Here is a 20,076-nt window from a genome sequence, read left to right as displayed (position 1 = left end):
TACCGGAAATCTGGCAACACCTTCCGCCAGAACTTACCCCAGAGTAAGGTCTGCGGCATGGCGTGGAACCCCAGCAAAATCGCGGACCAGACCGGGCGAACCTTCGTGATCACCGGCGCAAACGGCGGAATCGGCACCGTCACCACCGAGGTGCTCGCGGCCAAAGGCGCGACCGTCCTCATGGCCTGTCGAAATACCGACAAGGCCCAGCAGATCGCCGACGGCATCACCGGCGACGTGCGAGTCGCCGCGCTCGACCTCGCCGACCTGGCCTCGGTCCGCGAATTCGCGGAGAAGACCACCGAACTCGATGTGCTGATCAATAACGCGGGCCTGATGAACCTGCCCTTCTCCCGCACCGTCGACGGCTTCGAAACCCAGTGGGGCGTCAACCACCTCGGCCATTTCGCGCTCACCGGCCTGCTGCTCGACCGGATCACCGACCGCGTGGTGACGCTGTCGAGCGTCGCGCACAAGCAGACCCCGAAACTGTGGATCGACGACCTCGACTACCAGAACCGCCGCTACCAGCGCAACCTCGCCTACGCCCAGTCCAAGCTGGCGAACCTGATGTTCGCGCGGGAACTCCAACGCCGTCTCACCGAAGCGGGCTCGAACAAGCGCTCCTACGGCGTGCACCCCGGCGTCTCGGCCACCGACCTGTTCGCACGCACCGAAACCCCCATCGACCGGATCGCCAAGCCGTTCATCCGACTCATCGGTCATCCGCCGGCGAAGGCGGCGCATTCCTCGCTGTTCGCGGCCACCGTCCCGGATGCCGACCCCGAGATCTACTGGGGTCCGACCAGGTTCTTTCAAACCCAAGGACCCGTGGAACCGGCGCCGTCGACCACGTTGTCGAACGACAAGGACCTGTGGCAGCGACTGTGGAGCGAATCCGAACGGCTCACCGGCATCACCTACCGGTTCTGAGCCGCCCCACCTGCCCCTACGTACCGTGTAGTAGACGGGTACCGTGGTAGCCGTGTCCGCACCACCCCGCCGCTCGGAACACAATCGACCCGCGCTCATCGCGCTGGTGATTGTCGCGACTCTCGGCTGCCTCGCCTTGGCATGGTGGCAGTGGGAACGATTCGAGTCGGCCAACGGCACCGGCCAGAACCTGGGTTACGCCCTGCAGTGGCCGTTGTTCGCCGGGTTCGCGGTGTTCGCGTACTTCCGGTTCGTCCGCCTCGAGCGCGAGGCGGGCGAAACCGGGGACGTCGGCGAACCCGAGGCACACCCGTCCGCGCCGACCGGCAGCGACCGCCGCCGCGCCAAGCGCGCCGCCGAGGCCGTCGCGCCGCGCGAACTTCCGGAAGGTCTGCTGCCACAGCGCCCGCAAGCGACACAGGACGAAGACCCCGCGCTCGCCGAGTACAACCGATATCTTGCCGCGCTGCACGCCGCCGACGTCGACGAACATCTCGACGCCCTGATCCAACCCGCCGACGCGCGCACGGCACCCACCGAAAGGAGCGCGGGTTGACCACCAGCGAGAATTCCACCGAGGCCGCCGACACCACGGCCGCGACGAACACCCCACCCAGCGCCACCCCCGTCGCCAAGGTGAACTCCGCACTGCTGCGCTACCGCGCACTCGCCTGGTTCACCGGCCTCTGGCTGCTGGTGCTGACCGTGGAAGTCATCGCCAAGTACGGCTTCGACGCGAGCACCCCGAGCTGGATCGCCGTCGTGCACGGCTGGGTGTACTTCGTCTACCTGCTGGTCACCGCCGACCTCGCGGTCAAGGTCCGCTGGCCGGTCAAGCGCACCGTCGGCACCCTCATCGCCGGAACCATCCCGCTGCTGTCGTTCTTCGTCGAGCACACGAACGCGAAAAAGGTCAAAGCAGACTTCAGCCTCTGAGTCCGTGGCGTCCTCGGCGTCCTCGGCGACCGGCGCCGCGGTTGAGTACCCCCGAAGCCGGGCTCTTCACCCAACTCCAGTGCCGAGGACAATCTCGGCATTCAATGGTTCTCTCGCCGTGCACACACCCTGCACCCGGTGAAACCCCCACCACCCCAACAAAACCCAACCACTCAACGAGCCGCCCAAACACCTGTTCCGAGCATCAGCGAGACCGACACGGCAAGTTCACAGCCGTCTCACCGCCCGAGCGCCCGGCTTCATAGGCGCGCACCCCGACACCCGGCGAAACCACCACCGCCCATACCCAACTCAACCCACCCCACGAACCACCCAAACACCTGTTCCGAGCGCAGCGAGCCCTGCACGGCAAGTTCACAGCCGTCTCACCGCCCGAGCGCCCGGCTTCATAGGCGCGCACCCCGACACCCGGCGAAACCACCACCGCCCATACCCAACTCACCCCACCCCACGAACCACCCAAACACCTGTTCCGAGCGCAGCGAGCCCTGCACGGCAAGTTCACAGCCGTCTCACCGCCCGAGCGCCCGGCTTCGTACGCGCGCACCCCGACACCCGGTGAAACCGCCACCTCCCGTACTCAACTCACCCCTCCCTACGAGCCGCCCGAACACGTGTTCCGAGCGCAGCGAGACCGGCACGGTAAGTTCGCGGCCGTCTCGCGTTCGAGTGCCCGTTTCGTAGGCGACGAAGGAGCAAGAAACGGGTACTCGAACGCGAGACTCAGGGCCGCGAACCACGCGGCGCCAGCCGCCAAAAAACACAGCGAGGAGACCCTCGCCCCCGCGTACCACCCCGTCACACCGGAACCACCACAAGCACACCCCGCTTACACACAAACCTATGTGCGGTGTCACCCTTCCGCCAGAGCCGCCGCACTGGCAGCCCGCGTTTCACAAGTGGTCGGCAACCACCACACAACACACCCCGCTACCCCACAAACCTTTGTGCGGTGTCACCCTTCCGCAAGAACAGCCAGCGCCGGCAACAGCAGCCTCAGCGCGCGACCCCGGTGCGAAGCCGCGTCTTTCTCGGCGGGCGTGAGCTGAGCAGCCGACACCGCACCCCCATCGGGAACGAACAGCGGGTCATAACCGAAACCACCATCACCCAGCGGTTTCCGTGCGATCGCTCCGGGCCATTCCCCGCGAACCACCGCCTCCTCGCCGCCGGGAACCACCAGCGCACACGCCGAAACGAAGCGCGCCCCACGACGCTCGTCGGGAACATCGTTGAGCTGGGCGAGCAACAAGCTGTTGTTCGCGTCGTCGCGCCCGTGCTCGCCCGACCACCGTGCCGACAACACACCGGGCATACCGTTGAGCGCATCCACCTCGAGGCCGGAATCATCGGCGACACAAGCCATTCCGGTGGCCGCCGCGCCGTCATGGGCCTTCGCGACGGCATTGCCCTCGAAGGTCGGCGCCGTCTCCGGTGCCTCGTCGTAGGCGGGCACGTCGTCCAAGCCGACGATCTCCAGTCCGACGATTCCGGCGCCGTCGAGGATACGGCGCAACTCGTTCAGCTTCTTGGCATTGCGACTTGCCACCAGAACACGACGGGTCATTACTTCTTCTTCGACTCGGACGGCTCCGGCAGGACACCGGGATACGGCAGCGCCAGGGCCTCTTTCTGCACCGTGAACAGTTGCTCGCACCCGGCCAGCGCCGAATCCAGCAGCTTGTCGAGGGTGGAACGCGGGAAGGTGGCGCCCTCGCCGGTGCCCTGGATCTCGACCAGCGTCCCGGTGTCGGTGGCGACCACGTTCATGTCGACCTCGGCGCGCGAATCCTCCTCGTAGGGCAGATCCAGGCGCACCCTCCCGTCGACGACGCCGACGCTGACCGCGGCGATACCGCACGAAATCGGTTGCGGGTCGGCCAAACCGCCCGCCGCGCCGAGATAGGTGACGGCGTCGGAGAGCGCCACATAGGCGCCGGTGATGGCCGCGGTCCTGGTCCCGCCGTCGGCTTGCAGCACGTCGCAGTCGAGGGCAATCGTGTTCTCGCCGATCGCGGCGAGGTCGATGCACGCGCGCAGCGAGCGGCCCACCAGCCGGCTGATCTCCTGTGTGCGCCCGCCGACTTTGCCCTTCACCGACTCACGCCCGCTGCGGGTATGCGTCGCGGCGGGCAACATCGCGTATTCGGCGGTGAGCCAACCCAGTCCGGAATCACGACGCCACGGCGGCACCCCCTCGGTGACGCTCGCCGTGCACATCACCCTGGTCTGCCCGAACTCCACCAGCACCGAACCCGCTGGGTGCGTGGTGAACCCACGGGTGATCCGTACTTCGCGGAGCTCGTCGTCCGCCCTGCCATCAGCTCGTCTCGCCACGCGCGACAGCCTAGTGGAGAGCTCAGATGTCGAAGGTCTCGCCCGGAGCCACGGCGTGTACCGGGCCGGAGAACTCCGCCTTGGCCTCGGCGATCACGTCCTCACGGGAGGTCCACGGCGGGATGTGGGTGAGCAACAGTTCCTTCACCCCCGCCTCGGCGGCGATCCTGCCCGCCTCGGCACCCGAAAGGTGGATACCGGCAGGACGATTCGCCGGGTCGTGGGTCCACGACGCTTCGGACATCAACACATCCGCGCCCTCGGCGAGCTTGTTGACCTCCTCGCACATCGCGGTATCACCGGTATAGACAAAAGTACGGCCCGCCGCGGTGACGATGCGCAGGCCGTAGGACTCGGGAGGGTGATACATGCGACGGGCCGTAACCGTATGGCCGGGGCCGAATTCGACCGTCTCGCCCGCCGCCCACGGCCGATGATCGATCACGTCCGACCAGTCGTCGCATTCGCCGCCGATCTCGGCGGAGGCATTACCGATCCGCAATCCGGCGTCGGAGGGACCGCGCACGATCGCCTTACCCACCGGCGGTGTGGGGTGATAGCGCCGCCACACGAGCAGACCGGGTAGATCGAGGCAGTGATCGGCATGCAGGTGAGTGAGGAAGATGTCGACTTCCCCTGGATCGGCATAACGCTGCAGCGCCCCCAGCACACCCGGCCCGAAATCGATCACCACGGGGGTCATGTCCTGGCCGGTGAGCAAATAGCCCGATGCGGGCGAGTCCGGGCCGGACACGCTGCCCGAGCACCCGAGGACGGTAAGGCGCATTCCCCCATGCTGCCACGATGATTTCTCGCTCAAGAACCGATCCCCCAACTTTCCGGACAGGTCGCACGCTCACCGTGGTGACGCGACGACTCCGGCTCGATCCGCTCGGCGCTGTCGACGTTCATCTCCAGAGAGTACCCATCCGGCGAGCAGTCCACCCATCGCGCCGAAAAGATGTCCCTGCCAAGAGATTCCGTTCTGGCCAGGCAGCACTCCCCACAGCAGTGAGCCGTAGACCACCAGCACCACCAGGCCCACCACGATCTGGCCGACATGGCGGCCGAACCAGCCACGCGAAATGAGGAAGGTCAACCAGCCGAACACCAGCGCCGACGCACCGAGATGCACGGTGCCCGAACCGCCGGTGAGCCAGGTACCCGCGCCCGCGACGATCCAGATGATCGCGGTGGCCGCCAACCCACGACCGATCCCCGCGAGCAGCGCGAGGAATCCGAGCACGAGCACGGGCAGCGTATTGCCGATCAGGTGGTCCCACCCACCGTGCAGTACCGGGGCGAACAGGATTCCCCACAGTCCGCCGTCGGCCTGCCTCGGATGAATACCCGCCTGATCGAGGCGATGATCATCGAGGGTGTCGACGCCCTCGATGCCGTAGAGCAGGGCGACGAAGCCGGCGATCAATACCCCGGCTTGCAACCACAGTCGCCGCAGCGCACCGAAACGATCGGGGTGCGAGCCCGAACCGAGCGAGCCCGGCGCCTTCCCCTTCGTCGCACCACGTAACGCGGCGATCCGGTCCGGGTCGAACGACGCACCGAGTCCAGCACCGTCGGTCATCGCCACCTCCTCGTCACGCGGGGCACCGAGTCTGCCGGTGCCTCGCTGCTTCGAGAGTACCGGGGCGATCAGGCCCAGAGTTGTCCGTCGAGCCGTTCCTCGGCTTCTTCGAGGGTGCCGTCGTAAGCACCCGTGGACAGGTATTTCCATCCGCCGTCGGCGACGACGAACGCGATATCGGCGCGCTTACCCGCCTTGACGACCTTGCGGGCGACGCCGAGCGCCGCGTGCAGGATCGCGCCGGTGGAGATGCCCGCGAAAATGCCTTCCTCGGCGACCAACTCACGGGTGCGGCGCACCGCGTCATAGGGGCCGACGGAGAAACGGCTGGTGAGTACGGATTCGTCGTACAGCTCAGGGATAAAACCCTCGTCGATATTGCGCAGCCCGTAGACGAGTTCGCCGTAGCGCGGCTCGGCGGCGACGATCTCGATATTCGGCACGTGCTCCCGCAGGAAGCGGCCGGTACCCATCAGGGTTCCCGTGGTGCCGAGACCTGCGACGAAATGCGTGATCTCCGGCAGGTCGGCCAACAATTCGGGCCCCGTGCCGGTGTAGTGCGCGAGCGCGTTGGCCGGATTGCCGTACTGATAGAGCATCACCCAGTCCGGGTTCTGCTCGGCGATCTGTTTGGCCTGCGCCACAGCCTGATTCGAGCCGCCCGCCGCGGGCGAGGTGATGATCTGCGCGCCATACATGGTGAGCAGCTGACGCCGCTCCACCGAGGTGTTCTCCGGCATCACACACACCAACCGATAACCCTTGAGCTTGGCAGCCATGGCCAGGGAGATCCCGGTATTACCGCTGGTCGGTTCCAGAATCGTGCAGCCGGGCCGCAACACACCGTCGGCCTCGGCCTGCTCGATCATCCGCAGCGCGGGACGATCCTTGATGGACCCGGTGGGGTTGCGGTCCTCCAACTTCGCCCACAGTCGCACCGGCGTCTCGCCCTCCCACCGCGGTGAGAGATTGCGCAGGCCGACCAAAGGGGTGTCGCCGAGGGTCGCGATCAGCGATTCATAACGCGCCACGCCGGATACCTCAGCCGCCGGCGACGGCAGGCAGAATCGTGACACTGGCGTCGGAGGGCACCTCCGACTCCAGGCCGCCGGAGAACCGCACATCCTCGTCGTCGACATAGATATTGACGTACCGGTTGAGTTTGCCGTCCTTCAGCAGGCGCTCGGCGAGGCCGGGGTGATTGGCCTCCAGGTCGTCGATCAACGCCGAGAGCGTCGACCCGTCGGCCTGCACCCGCTTCTCACCTCCGGTGAGGCCGCGCATGATGGTCGGGATGGAGACGGTTACCGCCATGATTACTCCTCTTTCACGAAAGACGACTGCACGAAAGACGACTGGGCGCACACGAACCCGTACGCGACAGGCTCATTCGTAGTGTTCGACGATCCGCACCTGCTCCTCGGTGACCACACCGTCGACGATGCGGTAGCTGCGCAGCTCGTGCTGCTCGGGGTCGCGGGTGGAAATCAGCACGTAGTGCGCGAACGGCTCGGACGCATACGACACATCGGTGCGGCTCGGATAAGCCTCGGTCCCGGTATGCGAGTGGTAGATCACCACCGGCGCCTCGTCGGCGTCGTCCATGGCGCGCCACACGCGCAATTGCTCCCCGGAATCGAAGCGGTAGAAGGTGGGTGAGCGCTCGGCATTGATCATCGCGATGAATCGTTCGGGACGATCGGAATCCTCCGGTCCCGCGAGGACGCCGCAGGCCTCGTCGGGGTGGTCGGCGCGCGCGTGCGCCACCATGGCCTCCACGAGATCAGCCCTGATCACCAGCACTGTCAACCCTTCCACGCACGTCGACCCTCAGCAGTCGACACAACCAGCCACACTATGCGGCTATTCCCGAGCACAGGCATCCCGGCCCCGCGACACGGCGACGTCCCTGGTCGACGGCGCGTGGGAGCACAGCAGACCTCGCCACCGAGCGCGCGCCTGCCTTCGCGCGCTCGGCAGGGTATCGATGGCGAGCTTCAGCAATTCCCCTGGAACGGGAAACACGGCGGCGGGGGCGGCAGCGCGGGACGCTGGGGACGGGTGTGCACGATCGGCGCCGGGCGATCGGGATCCTCGCCCGCACCGCCCGGGGCGGCGAAGATGGCCGCGACGAGCAGCGCGCATACGGCCACGACGATGGCCGCGCCGACGAACGCCAAGATGTGGTCGATGTGAATGCCGCCGCCCCGACTGGTCGAGGCAGCTCGATACCGAGACCTCCCGTACCTATGTACCAGCACACTGTTGGCGTAGTTCTGATAGTGCGGTCTTCGCAGGCTGCGGCCGGACGGTGCGCGGTAATACGCTCGCACGGGCCGCCCATTTCTGAGGTGAGCACGGACAGCAGGCATCTCCCCAGTATCCCATCATGCGGCCACGAATGCCGTTGATCTTGTTGTTACACAAGGGATCTCAGGCAAGAGACCCGAGGGGAGAAAACTCCCCACCCACGAAGGGGGTCCACCGCAAGAGTTCCGGGCTCGCGGCAATCACACATCCACGCCGCGGCCGCGTCACGTGGCACGGACCCGCCGACACCGCCCGGTGTTCACTCCGGTGCGCGGCGTCAGCTCAGGAACAGATCCGCGTAGGCGGGGATGCCCGCGACCGAGCGAGCGGACAGGATCGCGTCCACGACGGCGCGTTCCACGCAGACCGCGGCGGCGGTGCAGATCTCGTCGAGGGCCAGCAGATCCGAGGGAAAGGCCGAGGGCAGGGCCGTGTCCCCGGCGTGATCGGGCCCGGTACCCGTTGCCAACGCGAAGATGGTGTCGCCGTCGAGCGGACTGTGTGCGGGACGAATCGCGCGGGCCAGGCCGTCGTGCGCGGTGGTGGCCATCCGGTGACACGCGCCGGGGTCCAGCGGCGCGTCGGTCGCGACGACGCCGATGGTGGTGTTGAGCACCGTGCCCTTCACCGGCAATGCGTTCGCCGCCGTCAACCGCTGTTCGGTGGCGGGCCGGAGCCCGAAGTGTTCGGGGCCGTCCGTGCCGACACCCCACGGCAGCCCGGTGCGTGGATCGAACACCGAACCGACCGGATTCGCGACGATCAGCGCAGCCACGGTGACCCCTTCCGCAGCGCCCGCCCCCAGCACGATGCTCGCGGTACCCACACCGCCTTTGAGAGAACCTGCCCGCGCACCGACCCCGGCACCCACCGAGCCGCGCTCGAACGCCACGGCCGCGTCGGCGGCGGCGCGATAACCGAAGTCGGCGGTGGGCCGAAACCCCCACGCGCCCACCGGAAGGTCGAAGATCACCGCGCCGGGCACGATCGGAACCACCTGGCTCGGATCGGTCGGGTCCATCGGGAGACCTTCACGGTGCTCTTCGAGCCATCGCATCACCCCGTCGGCCGCGGCGAGGCCGTAGGCACTGCCTCCGGTGAGCAGGATGGCGTTGGCCGCGCGCACGGTATTGGCGGGGTCGAGCAAGTCGGTTTCGCGGGTGCCGGGCCCGCCGCCGCGCACATCGACCGACGCGGTGGCCCCACCCGGCGCGAAGACGACCGTGCAGCCGGTCGCCGCGCCGGAGCCCAGTGTCGCGTCCTGATCGAGCCCATGATGATGGCCCACCAGCAAGCCACCGACATCGGTAAGCGAATTGCGTTGTCCGGCATTGGCATTCATAGACTGGACTCCTGACTGCCGGGAAACCGATCGACGACCGTCGCGATCACTACGGCGCGAGTGCTTGCAACAACGAATCCTGCATCCAGGTGAGCCAGTGATAGACATCGAGGCTTGCGGCACGCGGATCGTCGGGATCGAGATGATCAGGCGTGTCGGCGTCGATCTCCAGCACCGTCCCCAGGGTGAGGCGCACATCGGTGAGGGCGTGCAACCAGGCGTCCGCCTGCTCGGGGGTCAGCTGAACCTTGCCGCCGGAGGCAGGAACGGTCTCCAGGACGACCGCACCCGCCGCCAGCTTGGCGTCGATGATCTCCTGCTCGTGCAGGCCGCGCAGCGCGCTGTTGAGGTCGGCGCGATCAGCGTCCGGCGAGCCGGGCTCGCTGCGGTGGAAATCCGGCAGCAGCCGGTGCAGCCGGGGGTCGTCCGGCGGATTCGTATTCCCGGTACGCAGACCGGTCAGCGCCGCCAAGTCGTCGTCCGGTGCGGAATCGGCGCGTTCGGTGAGCAGCCCGGAAACGGCGCCGACCAGCGAACGCAGCACGTTGGCCTCGCGTGCGTCCATCTCGGAACGCAGTTTGAGACCGCTCAGCGAGTTCTTCCTGCTCCACTTGCGCACGGCGCCAGGGTAGTCGCCCAGATCAATTATCCCGTTGCATGGTCGCCCAAAGACCCGCGGCGTGTAACCGCTGCACGTCGTGCTCCATCTTGTCGCGCGAACCCGAGGAGACCACCGCCTTGCCCTCGTTGTGCACCTTGAGCATCAACTCGGTCGCTTTGGCTTTGCTGTAGCCGAACAGCTTCTGGAAGATGTAGGCGACGTAGTGCATGAGGTTCACCGGGTCGTCCCAGACCACCGTCACCCACGGGCGGTCTTCCGCCTCGAGGACCTCGGTGAATTCGACTGCTTCGGGTGTCGCCTGTGGTGCCGACAGTGTCGCGTTCGCGGCGTTCACGACGTCGCCGCCTCGGACTGTGTTGCACAAGGCCATGTCGTCCACGATACGACGCGCCCATGGATACACAACACCCGGCGACCCGAAATACCGGACATAACGCCCGCTATGTCCGGCGAGTCGTGTTATGGCGCCGCCGCCGGCCCGACAGCACCCCGCTCAGCACCGGGGGTGATTGCTTGTCGTGTCTAGAGTTGCGGAGTGGATATCGACAATGGCGCCAGCACCGCGCTGCTGACCGACCAGTACGAGCTCACCATGCTCGCCGCGGCACTGGCCGACGGCTCCGCACACCGGCGGTGCACCTTCGAGGTCTTCGCGCGACGACTACCCAACGGCCGTCGCTACGGCGTCGTCGCGGGGACCGGTCGACTGATGGACGCGCTGGCCGACTTTCAATTCGGTGCGCCCGAACTAGCGGTCATCGAAGGCTTCTCCGACGCACGCACCCTCGCATGGCTACGCGACTACCGATTCACCGGTGACATCGACGGCTACGCCGAAGGGGATCTGTATTTCCCCGACTCCCCCATCCTCTCGGTGCGCGGAACCTTCGCCGAATGCGTGGTACTGGAAACGCTGATCCTCTCGATCTTCAACCACGACAGTGCGATCGCGTCGGCGGCGGCACGCATGGTCAGCGCCGCGAGCGGACGCAGAATGATCGAGATGGGTTCGCGCCGCACCCACGAACTCGCGGCGCCCGCCAGCTCACGCGCCGCCTACCTGGCCGGATTCGACGCCACCTCCAACCTGGAGGCCGTACGCCGCTACGGCGTTCCCGGCGCGGGCACCAGCGCGCACGCGTTCACGTTGTTGCACAGCGGTTCCGACGGCGAACACGAGGCAGCCGCGTTCCGCAGCCAGGTCGAGGCGCTCGGCACCGGGACCACACTGCTGGTCGACACCTTCGACATCACCCAGGGCGTCGCCACCGCGATCGAGGTCGCGGGCCCCGAACTCGGCGGTGTGCGGATCGACTCCGGCGACCTCGGTGTGCTCGCCCGTCAGGTCCGCGATCAACTCGACAGGCTCGGCGCCACCAAAACCCGCATCGTGGTCTCCGGCGACCTCGACGAATACGCCATCGCCGCACTGCGCGCCGAACCCGTCGACGTGTACGGCGTCGGCACGTCCCTCGTCACCGGATCGGGCGCTCCAACAGCGGGAATGGTCTACAAGATCGTCGAGGTAGAGGGCGTCCCGGTGGCCAAGCGCAGCAGCCACAAACAGTCACGTGGCGGTACCAAGAAGGCGGTGCGGTTGTCCCGCGCCACCGGCACCATCGTCGAGGAAGTCGTGTACCCCGCCGAAGGACCCGCGCCCGCCACCAACGGTTTCCATTCCCGCGAACTGCTGACACCCCTGGTACGCGGCGGCAAGATCCTGGACTCACTGCCCAGCCTGTCCGACAGTCGAGACCTGGTCGCGCGTCAATTGATCAGCCTGCCGTGGGAAGGGTTGAAACTGTCCTCCGGCGAACCGGCCGTTCCCACCACATTCCCGTGAGAGCGGTTCGTGCGAACGGCCGTCGCGGTCACCGGACGCGGTCGTAGACCAGGGCGACCTCGCCGAGGTCGCCGACCTCTTTGTCGGTGAGCGTCCACTTCGAGGTCGGCAGGCCGTCATCGAAGAATCGGTCGCCCGCCCCCGCGATCTCGGGACACACGATCAAGTACAGCCGGTCGACGAGGTCGGCGGCGAGCAGGGGTTTGCTGACACTGGGGCTGGTATTGACGAGGATGTCGCCGGTGCCGGTGGCCGCGAGTTCGGCGACGGCGTCGACGACGGGAGCGTCGATCACCCTGCTGCGCTCCCACGGCGGCTCGGTCAAAGTCCTCGACAGGACTACTTTTTCGACGTCGGTCAGCCATTTCGCGTAACCGCGCTCGCGTGGGTCGGCGTTGTCGTCGTCGGCCACCGACGGCCAGTACCCCATGAACCCCTGCGCGCTACCGCGACCGAGCAGCGCTGTCGTCGCACCCTGCCAGATTCTGGCGAGCTGATTGCGGGCGACCTCGGTGGACATGTACGGGACGATCGCGGACAGGTCACCGGGGCCTGCCGGACCGTTGTATCGGCCGTCCAAGGTCAGGCTGATATTCGCCGAAACCGTGCGTGTTGTCATGACTTGGCTCCTTTGTTCTGGGTGGGATTCGTAGCGTTTTGGCATTCAGGTGCGGGTTCGGCCAGGGCGGCGGCGAGATTGTCGAGTACCTGCCCCCAGCCGGTGGCGATTCCGGCGATGTAAGGCACCGCGGCGACGGTGGTTTCGGTGATACGCAGGTCGAGTCGCAAGCTGGTACCCGCGCCGTCTTCCCGCAGAATGAGGTCGTAGTGGCCGGTGAAGAACGCCGCTCCCGCCGCGTCCAACACCGTCAATTCGAAAACGAGGCGCTCGGGTCGCGTCGCGACGCGCACCGCGCCCTCGGAGCGATACCGACCCTCCGCGTCGCGGTATTCCAGAATCGCGCGACCGCCCGGCGTCGGCTCCAGCAGACACTCGGTCACCGTCATCGATGACGGCGCCCACCACGCGGCGAGTAGATCGGGCTCGGTCCAGTACCGCCATACTGTGTCGGGAGTAGAGCTGAACTCGCGGTCGAACGAGAAGGTCCGGCCATCTGCCCAGCTGTCCTGTTGCGCCGCAGCAGATTCCGCCGCGAGGGCGGCGCGGTAGCGGGAGATGGTGTCACGCTCGCCCTCGTTCGCCTCCGCGGTCGCCAACAGTGCTCGCAGCCGATGGTCGAATGCGCGCAGTGGCGCCGCCTCGAGCGCGGCGATGCGCCGTTGCCCGAGCGGCGACACCGTGACAAGACCCTCCCGAGCCAAGGTTTGCAGATGCTTGGTGGCCTGCGGTTGCCGCAACCCGGTGAGCTCGGCGAGTTCGCCGACCGACCTCGGCCTGGTGGCCAGTAACTCGATGATGCGCCAGCGGGCGGCGTCGCCGAGTGCTGCGGCTGTCGTGTGCATGTTCTATATATTCACACTAGAGAATATTCTTGTCAAGGAATATTTCTGGGGCAGTCGAGCGCGGTCGAGCGACCGACTGAAGTATCGAGAATCGGACCCCCCGATCACGGGTGGGCGGAAATCCTGCACTGAGGCAGAATGCGAGGTAGGCGCACTGTCTACACCACGGGAGGTTGCCGTGAGCCGAGCCTTGATCATCGTCGACGTACAGAACGATTTCTGCGAAGGCGGTGCATTGGCCGTGGCGGGCGGTGCCGCGGTGGCCGCGCGGATCAGCGACTTCCTCGCCGCGACGCCCTATTCCATCGTGGTCGCGACGCGCGACTATCACATCGACCCCGGCGATCACTTCTCCGACGAACCCGACTACGTCGACAGCTGGCCGCCACACTGCCGGGTCGGCACGCCAGGCGCGGACTTCCATCCCGACCTCACCGTCGAGCCGATCACCGAAACCTTTTCCAAGGGTGCCTATTCTGCCGCGTACTCCGGCTTCGAATCCGCGAACTCCGAGGGCACTCCCCTCGCCGACTGGTTGCGCGAGCGCCACATCGAAGCGGTCGACATCGTCGGCATCGCCACCGACTACTGCGTCCGCGCCACCGCACTCGACGCCCGCATCGAAGGCTTCGGCACCCGCGTCCTGCTCGACCTCACCGCGGCCATCGCCCAACCCAGCACCGACGCCGCCCTCGACCGCATGCGCACAGCGGGCGTCGAACTCCGAGGCAACGTGAGCAGGTAGCGCTCAGGCGGCCAGCGCGGCGAATTCACCTGCGCGCGAACCGAGTAGCCGTTTCGCGCGCACCAAATGGTCAGCGGCGGCGATCATCCTGTCGTATTCAGTGGTGGGGTCCGGCATTCCGTAGTGCTGGGCGAACCACCGGGCAACCTCGGTCCACGAGAAAAGGGCGTAGCCGTCACCACTGGTCGGCGCGGGAAAACCGCCCGGCCCCCGGTCGCCGCCAGCCAAGCGCCGCACACCTTCATAGGTGCGGTCGGTGCGCGCGGCGATCGTTTTCAGCGTGACCAAGTCTTCGCTGCGCACCCCGACGACCGACAGACCCACCGACTCCACCTCGCGCACCGCACCGATGATTGCCGTCGCCAGCGACTCGGCGTCACGGTGCACATGGATCAAGGGCACCGAACGCGGACCGTACTCGGGCGTCGTGTCATCCAGCCCGGCCGAATACAGCGCGTCGAGGTCGTCATCGGTCGGTGTGCGGTCGAGTATCAACGTGAACTCGCTCCGACTCATAGCTGCCGCTCCTTCGCTGCGCATCGGCGAACGAACCGTCTGATCGCGTCGGCGTTGTCCTCTGGCACCCGTGGGGTCCTCCAGATCGCGATGGTCATTCCACCCTCCTTATGTCGAACAACGCCCCAACGGTGTCCTCGATGAACCTCCTCGATCTCGAACTGCGCGAGATCGAGCTCTCCAAGCGCCTCGTTGATCGGTTTTTCAGGATGGCGCCCCCTACTGGCCATGTGGTGTGACTATACACCAGCTGTGCGGTGGGCGGTGGCGCGAATTGGTTGTCGGCGGGGCGCAGTACGCTGCGTTGGTGCCCGAGCTCCCGCCCGTATCAGCATTGTTGGCGACCGCCGTTTCCGCGCTCGGCGGTAAGGAACGCGACGGCCAGGTGACGATGGCTTCGGCCGTCGATCACGCGATCGACACCAAGGAGCACCTCGCGGTCCAGGCCGGGACGGGCACCGGGAAATCGCTGGCGTACCTGATTCCGAGCGTGCGCCACGCGGTGCGCACCGGGCGCACGGTGGTGGTGTCGACGGCGACGATCGCGTTGCAGCGCCAACTCGTCGATCGGGACCTGCCCCGACTGTCGGACGCGCTGCGCGAGCCGCTCGGGCGAAGTACCGAGTTCGCGATCCTCAAGGGCCGCAACAACTATCTATGCCTGAACAAGATCAACAGCGTGATTCCGGACGAGCCGGAGGAAGCCGAACTGTTCGACGCGTTCGCCGTCTCCCGCCTCGGCCGCGAGGTCCAACGGCTCAACGAGTGGGCCTCCGATACCGAAACCGGCGATCGCGACGAGCTCGCGCCCGGCGTCACCGACCGCGCGTGGCGGCAGGTGAGCGTGTCCTCGCGCGAATGCCTCGGCAAATCGCGCTGCCCGTTCGGCCAGGACTGTTACGCCGAGAAGGCACGGGCGCAATCGGCGCAGGCCGACGTGGTGGTGACCAACCACGCACTGCTGGCCATCGACGCCATCAGTGGCATCCAGATCCTGCCCGAACACGACGTGGTGGTCATCGATGAAGCGCACGAACTGGTCGACAGGGTCACCGGCGTCGCGACCGCGGAACTCGCGCCCACCGCGATCAGTGCCGCCGCCCGCCGCTGCGCCAAGCTGATCGACGAACGCGAACTCGACCGACTGGAGGAAGCCGCCGAGGCCTGGCACACGGCGCTGGACGAACTGCCCGCGGCCTGCTGGGACCGGATGCCCGACGGCGTCGCCGCGGTACTCGCGCTGGTCCGCGACGCCGCGTGGGCGGTCCGAATCGCGCTCGCTCCGCCCGGCGCGACTACCGCCTCGGGTGAACCGGAGGACGCGGCGGTCCGCAACCAGGCACTCACGGCCATCGAGGAAGTGCACGACAGCGCAGTCCGCGCGCTCACCGCCTTCGACGAGCCGGACCCGGCCAAGCGCCGCGATGTCATCTGGCTGGCCGCCGAAGACGCCAGGGGCGTCACCCGGCGCACCTTGCGTATGGCGCCGCTTTCGGTGGGTGGACTATTGCGCAGCAGGCTCTTCGGCACCGCGACGGTGGTGTTGACCTCGGCCACCCTGCAAATAGGCGGCTCGTTCGACGGTCTCGCGATCACCTGGGGTCTACCAGCGCAGTCCTCCGCACGCGGCAACACAGCCACGGCCAACGGCGGCGAAGCACCGTCGGATGCGGAGACCGTGCGCTGGAATTCGCTCGACGTCGGCTCGCCGTTCGACCATGCCAGGTCCGGCATCCTCTACGTCGCCAAGCACCTGCCCCCGCCGGGCCGCGACGGTCTCGCGCCGGTCTACCTCGACGAGATCGAACGCCTGATCACCGCGGCGGGCGGGCGCACCCTCGGGTTGTTCTCCTCGATGCGCGCGGCGAAGGCCGCCACCGAGGCGCTGCGCGGACGCCTCGACACCCCTGTGCTGTGCCAGGGCGACGATTCGACCGGCGCGTTGGTGCGCAAATTCGCCGACGACCCGGAGACCTCCCTGTTCGGCACGCTGTCGCTGTGGCAGGGAGTAGACGTGCCCGGCCCGTCGCTGAGCCTGGTGATCCTGGACCGGATCCCGTTCCCACGCCCCGACGATCCACTGTTGACGGCCAGGCAACGCGCGGTGGAATCGCACGGCGGCAACGGTTTTCTCGCGGTCGCCGCCAACCACGCGGCGCTGTTGCTCGCACAGGGCACGGGACGCCTGCTGCGCAGCGTGGACGACCGCGGCGTGGTCGCGATTCTCGATTCACGCCTCGCGACGGCACGCTACGGCGGCTACCTGCGCGCGTCCCTGCCGCCGTACTGGGAGACCTCCGACCCTGAGGTCGTGGTCAAGGCACTACGCAGGCTCACCACCGCGACAGTGTGAGCGGCGGCCGGGCCGGACGCATCCCGCCGCGAAAAGTTCGGCGGGCACGGGCGGGCATGCCCGCAGCGGCGAGGTGGAGGTAGCTGGGTCTTTCCTGGGCCGGCTGAACAACACCGGCACAGCAGCGCACCCGGCGCAGAGCGAGGCGAGGCAGCGGTCTGCGCTGCACACCGGTGGCGGCGCAGATCTCATCCGCCGTTTCCGCACCGAAGAAAGGTGGGTGGTCGGCGAGGTGAGCGCCGCCTGCGTGGCGTGCGCCGATTTGCGCAGCGCCACCCAGGCTCACACCGGACAGTCCTGGTGCGGGCGCCGCGTCCGGCTCGGGCGCGAACCGAACATTCACCTGACGGCGAGTTGAGTACCGACCGGTTGGTCGGCCCTACGCCTGCTCCTCGCGCACGCCCTCGCTGTGTTCCAACTCCGGCACCACAACCTCGGGGAACACGAATTTGCGCATGGCCCACCAGCGGAAAGCCGTGGCTAGCAGGGTGCCGATGATGGACGCGCTGAGGAAGTCGGCGATGTTCTCCACCAACACCGACACGTGCGGGGTACGCAACTGGAAGATGTAGCTCGACACCGCCAACGGCAGCTGGTTGATCCCCATGCCGATGCCCGCGACCAGGAAGAACAGTGCCGCCTCGTGCCTGCGCTCACGCCCACCGCGCGCGGTGAACGCCCACTCGCGATTGAGTACGTAGGAAACCACGGTGGCGACGAGCACGGCGACCACATTGGCCGTGACCGGTTTGCCGTCCAGCACGGTCCATTTCAATCCGAAGAACAGCACCGAAGTGGTGACGAACGCGAAAGCCCCGACGGTAAGGAACTTCAGCAACTCCGCATTGCGCACGAACACCGAGAGCATTCGGCTCGGCACTCGCGCGACAACCGTCTGTACCAGGAACATCCGGCCAGGCTAATCCATGTCGCCTCGGCCGACCGCCCCAGGAGTCGCCTCGACCACCACCACCGCCGCGGCGCTGCGCAGACCCCTTGTCACAGTGCCCATTTGAAAATCAACGTGAGTACGGCCGCCACGACACCGAGCACCACCGCACCGATACCCCACACCGTGCCGTGGCGCTGCCACGGCCGTCCCGCGTCCAGCGAGAACCTGCCAGCACCGACGAAGCCGAAGCCCGCGGCGAGCACCGCATAGACCAACGCCAGCTCATATCCGCCGAGCAGACCCTTTGCCCACGTGGTGTTGATCGCGTTGAGCATGGTGCCGACGATGATGGCGGCGGCCAGCGGTGTGAACAGCCCCAACGCGAGCAGTACACCGCCGACCAGTTCGCTCACTCCGGCCAGCGTGCCGAAGACCACGCCGGGGTTGTAGCCCGTCGCGCTGAAGTTGTCCGCCGTGGTGTGCCAGCCCACGCCGCCGAACCAACCGAACAGCTTTTGCGTGCCGTGCGAAGCGAATAGCAGGCCCGCGACGACCCGTACCAACAGCAGGCCGATGCTCGGCGCGGTCGACACGAGCGCGAACTCGCTGATATCGCGCGCTGGTGCGGCCTGCTCCGCCACAGTCTTGGTGGTCATCCGGGTCCTCGTTTCCTGCGTTCTCGGACAGCAATTTCGTTAACTCATCAACTATTACTGCCGTGAGCGCATTTCGCATGCCCGAACGATAGGAATTTCGTCACACTGATGTTGCGTAAAGATCCCTCATTCCGCGAGGAAGAAGAAGTACCCGAGGAACGCCACGAGCAGCACCCACATCACCGGATGCACCTCCTTGATCCGACCCCGGGCCACCATCACCACGGGATAGAACAGCATGCCCATGGCGAGACCGTTCGCGATCGAGTAGGTCAACGGCATCATCACCACGGTGATGAACGCGGGTACCGCGAATTCCATCCGCTGCCACTCGATATCACCGAGCGAGCGCGCCATCAGCACACCGACCACGATCAGCGCGGGCGCGGTCACCTCACCGGAACCCGCGACCACCGCGAAGATCGGATAACAGAACATCGCCACCAGAAACCAGCCCGCCGTCGTGACGGCGGTGAGCCCGGTCCGCCCGCCCGCCGAAACACCGGTCGTCGATTCCACATACGCCGTGGTGGTGGACGTGCCGATCACCGCGCCTGCCATCGTGCCCACCGAGTCCGCCGCCAGCGCACTCGCCGCACGCGGCAACTTGCCGTCCTTGTCCAGCAAACCCGCCTGGTTCGCGACGCCGATCAGGGTGCCGGACGCATCGAAGAAGTCGACGAACAGCATCGTCAGAATCACGATCGCCATCTGCCCGGTGAACGCGTCCGGCAGATGAATGATCGCCTGACCGAAGGTGTGCTCCAGCCCCCTCGGCGCCGAGAAGATCCCGCTGGGCAGGTCGACAAGCCCGCTGACAATCCCCACCAACGCGGTGAGCACGATGCCGTAGAGCACCGCGCCGTGCCAGCCGAGCACCACGAACACCACGGTGACCAACAGCCCGAACAGCGCGAGCAACGTTGTCCCCTCGGTGAAGTCGCCGAGTGTCACCAGTGTGGCGTCGCTGTTGACAACGATGCCCGCGTTCTTCAAGCCGAGAAACGCCACGAACAGGCCGATTCCGGCCCCCACCGCGAGCTTCATCTGCATCGGGATCGCGTTGAGGATGCGTTCGCGAATCTTGGTGACCGCCAAAATCAGGAAGATCACCCCGGACAGCAACGTTCCCGACAGCGCCGTCTGCCACGGAATCCCCATGCCGAGCACCACCGAGTACGCGAAGAACGCGTTCAACCCCATGCCCGGCGCCAGCGCGATCGGATACTTCGCCCACAACCCCATCACCAAGGTGCCGAACACCGCGGCCACCGCCGTCGCGGTGAACACCGCCTGCATCGGGATGCCCTTGTCGCCCAACGCGCCTTCGTCACCGAGGACCGAAGGGTTCACCGCCAAGACATACGACATCGCGAGGAAGGTGATCGTGCCCGCCATCAACTCACGTTTGGTGGTCGAACCGTTCGACCCGATACCGAAATACCCGTCGAGGCGGCGACGAGCGCTGGTGAGAACGGCCATTGATTTGATCTCCAGTCGTGAGAGGGAACTGGGCGCGCA

23 protein-coding genes are annotated in these 20,076 nt (G+C 66.7%); 6 read left to right on the top strand and 17 right to left on the bottom strand.

What is annotated here, in order from left to right; genetic code table 11:
• Window positions 1-57 precede the first annotated feature (57 nt).
• The 3 genes from ABEA50_RS24600 to ABEA50_RS24590 are packed head-to-tail and all read left to right on the top strand — an operon-like array spanning window position 58 to window position 1,869.
• Entirely contained in the window at window positions 58-933 is an 876-nt protein-coding gene (locus tag ABEA50_RS24600) for an oxidoreductase (RefSeq protein ID WP_345498278.1), read from the top strand.
• Window positions 934-985: 52 nt separating this feature from the next.
• Window positions 986-1,489: a transcriptional regulator gene (locus ABEA50_RS24595; RefSeq protein ID WP_425577708.1), complete on the top strand. Its 504-nt coding sequence runs from the start codon at window positions 986-988 to the stop codon at window positions 1,487-1,489.
• Window positions 1,486-1,869 (top strand): DUF3817 domain-containing protein, encoded by a 384-nt coding sequence (locus ABEA50_RS24590; protein ID WP_425577707.1) that lies wholly within the window; start codon window positions 1,486-1,488, stop codon window positions 1,867-1,869. The genes ABEA50_RS24595 and ABEA50_RS24590 overlap by 4 nt, the downstream gene beginning before the upstream one ends.
• Before the next feature lie 976 nt (window positions 1,870-2,845).
• On the opposite strand, the gene ABEA50_RS24585 is transcribed toward ABEA50_RS24590, so the two are convergent.
• From ABEA50_RS24585 to clpS, 11 genes are all read right to left on the bottom strand, one after another.
• Window positions 2,846-3,457, bottom strand: a complete 612-nt coding sequence (locus ABEA50_RS24585; protein ID WP_345498274.1) for a non-canonical purine NTP pyrophosphatase — start codon at window positions 3,455-3,457, stop codon at window positions 2,846-2,848.
• Entirely contained in the window at window positions 3,457-4,227 is a 771-nt protein-coding gene (gene rph / locus ABEA50_RS24580; protein ID WP_345498272.1) for a ribonuclease PH, read from the bottom strand. The genes ABEA50_RS24585 and rph overlap by 1 nt, the downstream gene beginning before the upstream one ends.
• Before the next feature lie 22 nt (window positions 4,228-4,249).
• Entirely contained in the window at window positions 4,250-5,014 is a 765-nt protein-coding gene (locus ABEA50_RS24575) for a cyclic nucleotide-degrading phosphodiesterase (RefSeq protein ID WP_345498271.1), read from the bottom strand.
• Window positions 5,015-5,083: 69 nt separating this feature from the next.
• Complete coding sequence (locus ABEA50_RS24570; RefSeq protein ID WP_345498270.1) at window positions 5,084-5,812, bottom strand: rhomboid family intramembrane serine protease; 729 nt, start codon at window positions 5,810-5,812, stop codon at window positions 5,084-5,086.
• Window positions 5,813-5,880: 68 nt separating this feature from the next.
• On the bottom strand, window positions 5,881-6,843 hold the full coding sequence (locus ABEA50_RS24565; protein WP_345498269.1) for a PLP-dependent cysteine synthase family protein: 963 nt from the start codon (window positions 6,841-6,843) through the stop codon (window positions 5,881-5,883).
• 10 nt (window positions 6,844-6,853) lie between these two features.
• Window positions 6,854-7,126 (bottom strand): MoaD/ThiS family protein, encoded by a 273-nt coding sequence (locus tag ABEA50_RS24560; protein ID WP_345498267.1) that lies wholly within the window; start codon window positions 7,124-7,126, stop codon window positions 6,854-6,856.
• 72 nt (window positions 7,127-7,198) lie between these two features.
• Entirely contained in the window at window positions 7,199-7,615 is a 417-nt protein-coding gene (locus ABEA50_RS24555) for a M67 family metallopeptidase (RefSeq protein ID WP_345498775.1), read from the bottom strand.
• Between the two features lie 194 nt (window positions 7,616-7,809).
• On the bottom strand, window positions 7,810-8,145 hold the full coding sequence (locus ABEA50_RS24550; protein WP_345498265.1) for a hypothetical protein: 336 nt from the start codon (window positions 8,143-8,145) through the stop codon (window positions 7,810-7,812).
• 254 nt (window positions 8,146-8,399) lie between these two features.
• Window positions 8,400-9,464 (bottom strand): P1 family peptidase, encoded by a 1,065-nt coding sequence (locus ABEA50_RS24545; RefSeq protein ID WP_345498264.1) that lies wholly within the window; start codon window positions 9,462-9,464, stop codon window positions 8,400-8,402.
• A gap of 49 nt (window positions 9,465-9,513) precedes the next feature.
• On the bottom strand, window positions 9,514-10,083 hold the full coding sequence (gene aosR, locus ABEA50_RS24540) for an oxidative stress transcriptional regulator AosR (protein ID WP_345498262.1): 570 nt from the start codon (window positions 10,081-10,083) through the stop codon (window positions 9,514-9,516).
• 22 nt (window positions 10,084-10,105) lie between these two features.
• Window positions 10,106-10,456, bottom strand: a complete 351-nt coding sequence (gene clpS, locus ABEA50_RS24535) for an ATP-dependent Clp protease adapter ClpS (RefSeq protein ID WP_345498260.1) — start codon at window positions 10,454-10,456, stop codon at window positions 10,106-10,108.
• 165 nt (window positions 10,457-10,621) lie between these two features.
• Between clpS and ABEA50_RS24530 the strand changes: the two genes are divergently transcribed.
• Window positions 10,622-11,929 carry a nicotinate phosphoribosyltransferase gene (locus tag ABEA50_RS24530; RefSeq protein ID WP_345498259.1) on the top strand — a complete coding sequence of 436 codons (1,308 nt, stop codon included), beginning with the start codon at window positions 10,622-10,624 and terminating at the stop codon, window positions 11,927-11,929.
• A 28-nt stretch (window positions 11,930-11,957) separates the two neighbouring features.
• Here ABEA50_RS24530 and ABEA50_RS24525 read toward each other — a convergent pair whose 3' ends face one another.
• Window positions 11,958-12,548: a dihydrofolate reductase family protein gene (locus ABEA50_RS24525; protein ID WP_345498257.1), complete on the bottom strand. Its 591-nt coding sequence runs from the start codon at window positions 12,546-12,548 to the stop codon at window positions 11,958-11,960.
• The gene (locus ABEA50_RS24520) at window positions 12,545-13,393 is read right to left on the bottom strand and encodes an SRPBCC domain-containing protein (protein ID WP_345498255.1); all 849 of its coding nucleotides are present in this window, start codon (window positions 13,391-13,393) and stop codon (window positions 12,545-12,547) included. Before ABEA50_RS24520 ends, ABEA50_RS24525 begins: the two co-directional genes overlap by 4 nt.
• Window positions 13,394-13,571: 178 nt before the next feature.
• On the opposite strand from ABEA50_RS24520, the gene ABEA50_RS24515 reads away from it, so the two are divergent.
• On the top strand, window positions 13,572-14,138 hold the full coding sequence (locus ABEA50_RS24515) for an isochorismatase family protein (protein ID WP_345498253.1): 567 nt from the start codon (window positions 13,572-13,574) through the stop codon (window positions 14,136-14,138).
• A 3-nt stretch (window positions 14,139-14,141) separates the two neighbouring features.
• Here ABEA50_RS24515 and ABEA50_RS24510 read toward each other — a convergent pair whose 3' ends face one another.
• Window positions 14,142-14,654 carry a hypothetical protein gene (locus ABEA50_RS24510; protein ID WP_345498252.1) on the bottom strand — a complete coding sequence of 171 codons (513 nt, stop codon included), beginning with the start codon at window positions 14,652-14,654 and terminating at the stop codon, window positions 14,142-14,144.
• 307 nt (window positions 14,655-14,961) lie between these two features.
• Here ABEA50_RS24510 and ABEA50_RS24505 point away from each other — a divergent pair, with 307 nt between their 5' ends.
• Complete coding sequence (locus ABEA50_RS24505; protein ID WP_345498250.1) at window positions 14,962-17,007, top strand: ATP-dependent DNA helicase; 2,046 nt, start codon at window positions 14,962-14,964, stop codon at window positions 17,005-17,007.
• A 379-nt stretch (window positions 17,008-17,386) separates the two neighbouring features.
• Here the strand turns inward: ABEA50_RS24505 and ABEA50_RS24500 are convergent, their stop codons facing one another.
• The 3 genes from ABEA50_RS24500 to ABEA50_RS24490 all read right to left on the bottom strand — a co-directional run bounded on the left by ABEA50_RS24500 (window position 17,387) and on the right by ABEA50_RS24490 (window position 20,037).
• Window positions 17,387-17,917, bottom strand: coding sequence for a GtrA family protein (locus tag ABEA50_RS24500; RefSeq protein ID WP_345498248.1), 531 nt, complete (start codon window positions 17,915-17,917; stop codon window positions 17,387-17,389).
• An 89-nt stretch (window positions 17,918-18,006) separates the two neighbouring features.
• Entirely contained in the window at window positions 18,007-18,555 is a 549-nt protein-coding gene (locus ABEA50_RS24495; protein WP_345498246.1) for a DoxX family protein, read from the bottom strand.
• Between the two features lie 126 nt (window positions 18,556-18,681).
• Window positions 18,682-20,037 carry an NCS2 family permease gene (locus ABEA50_RS24490; RefSeq protein WP_345498244.1) on the bottom strand — a complete coding sequence of 452 codons (1,356 nt, stop codon included), beginning with the start codon at window positions 20,035-20,037 and terminating at the stop codon, window positions 18,682-18,684.
• Window positions 20,038-20,076 lie beyond the last annotated feature (39 nt).

It is taken from the genome of Nocardia callitridis, from assembly GCF_039543305.1.
Lineage (GTDB): Bacteria > Actinomycetota > Actinomycetes > Mycobacteriales > Mycobacteriaceae > Nocardia > Nocardia callitridis.
This window is presented reverse-complemented; position numbering and strand designations above follow the sequence as displayed.

Excerpts from the sequence above, each read along its gene's own strand:
- clpS (WP_345498260.1), bottom strand. The coding sequence starts at position 10,456 with ATGGCCTTGTGCAACACAGTCCGAGGCGGCGACGTCGTGAACGCCGCG.
- ABEA50_RS24500 (WP_345498248.1), bottom strand. The coding sequence starts at position 17,917 with ATGTTCCTGGTACAGACGGTTGTCGCGCGAGTGCCGAGCCGAATGCTC.
- ABEA50_RS24585 (WP_345498274.1), bottom strand. The coding sequence starts at position 3,457 with ATGACCCGTCGTGTTCTGGTGGCAAGTCGCAATGCCAAGAAGCTGAAC.
- ABEA50_RS24490 (WP_345498244.1), bottom strand. The coding sequence starts at position 20,037 with ATGGCCGTTCTCACCAGCGCTCGTCGCCGCCTCGACGGGTATTTCGGT.
- ABEA50_RS24510 (WP_345498252.1), bottom strand. The coding sequence starts at position 14,654 with ATGAGTCGGAGCGAGTTCACGTTGATACTCGACCGCACACCGACCGAT.
- ABEA50_RS24495 (WP_345498246.1), bottom strand. The coding sequence starts at position 18,555 with ATGACCACCAAGACTGTGGCGGAGCAGGCCGCACCAGCGCGCGATATC.
- ABEA50_RS24545 (WP_345498264.1), bottom strand. The coding sequence starts at position 9,464 with ATGAATGCCAATGCCGGACAACGCAATTCGCTTACCGATGTCGGTGGC.
- ABEA50_RS24600 (WP_345498278.1), top strand. The coding sequence starts at position 58 with ATGGCGTGGAACCCCAGCAAAATCGCGGACCAGACCGGGCGAACCTTC.
- ABEA50_RS24520 (WP_345498255.1), bottom strand. The coding sequence starts at position 13,393 with ATGCACACGACAGCCGCAGCACTCGGCGACGCCGCCCGCTGGCGCATC.
- ABEA50_RS24560 (WP_345498267.1), bottom strand. The coding sequence starts at position 7,126 with ATGGCGGTAACCGTCTCCATCCCGACCATCATGCGCGGCCTCACCGGA.
- ABEA50_RS24570 (WP_345498270.1), bottom strand. The coding sequence starts at position 5,812 with ATGACCGACGGTGCTGGACTCGGTGCGTCGTTCGACCCGGACCGGATC.
- ABEA50_RS24525 (WP_345498257.1), bottom strand. The coding sequence starts at position 12,548 with ATGACAACACGCACGGTTTCGGCGAATATCAGCCTGACCTTGGACGGC.
- ABEA50_RS24575 (WP_345498271.1), bottom strand. The coding sequence starts at position 5,014 with ATGCGCCTTACCGTCCTCGGGTGCTCGGGCAGCGTGTCCGGCCCGGAC.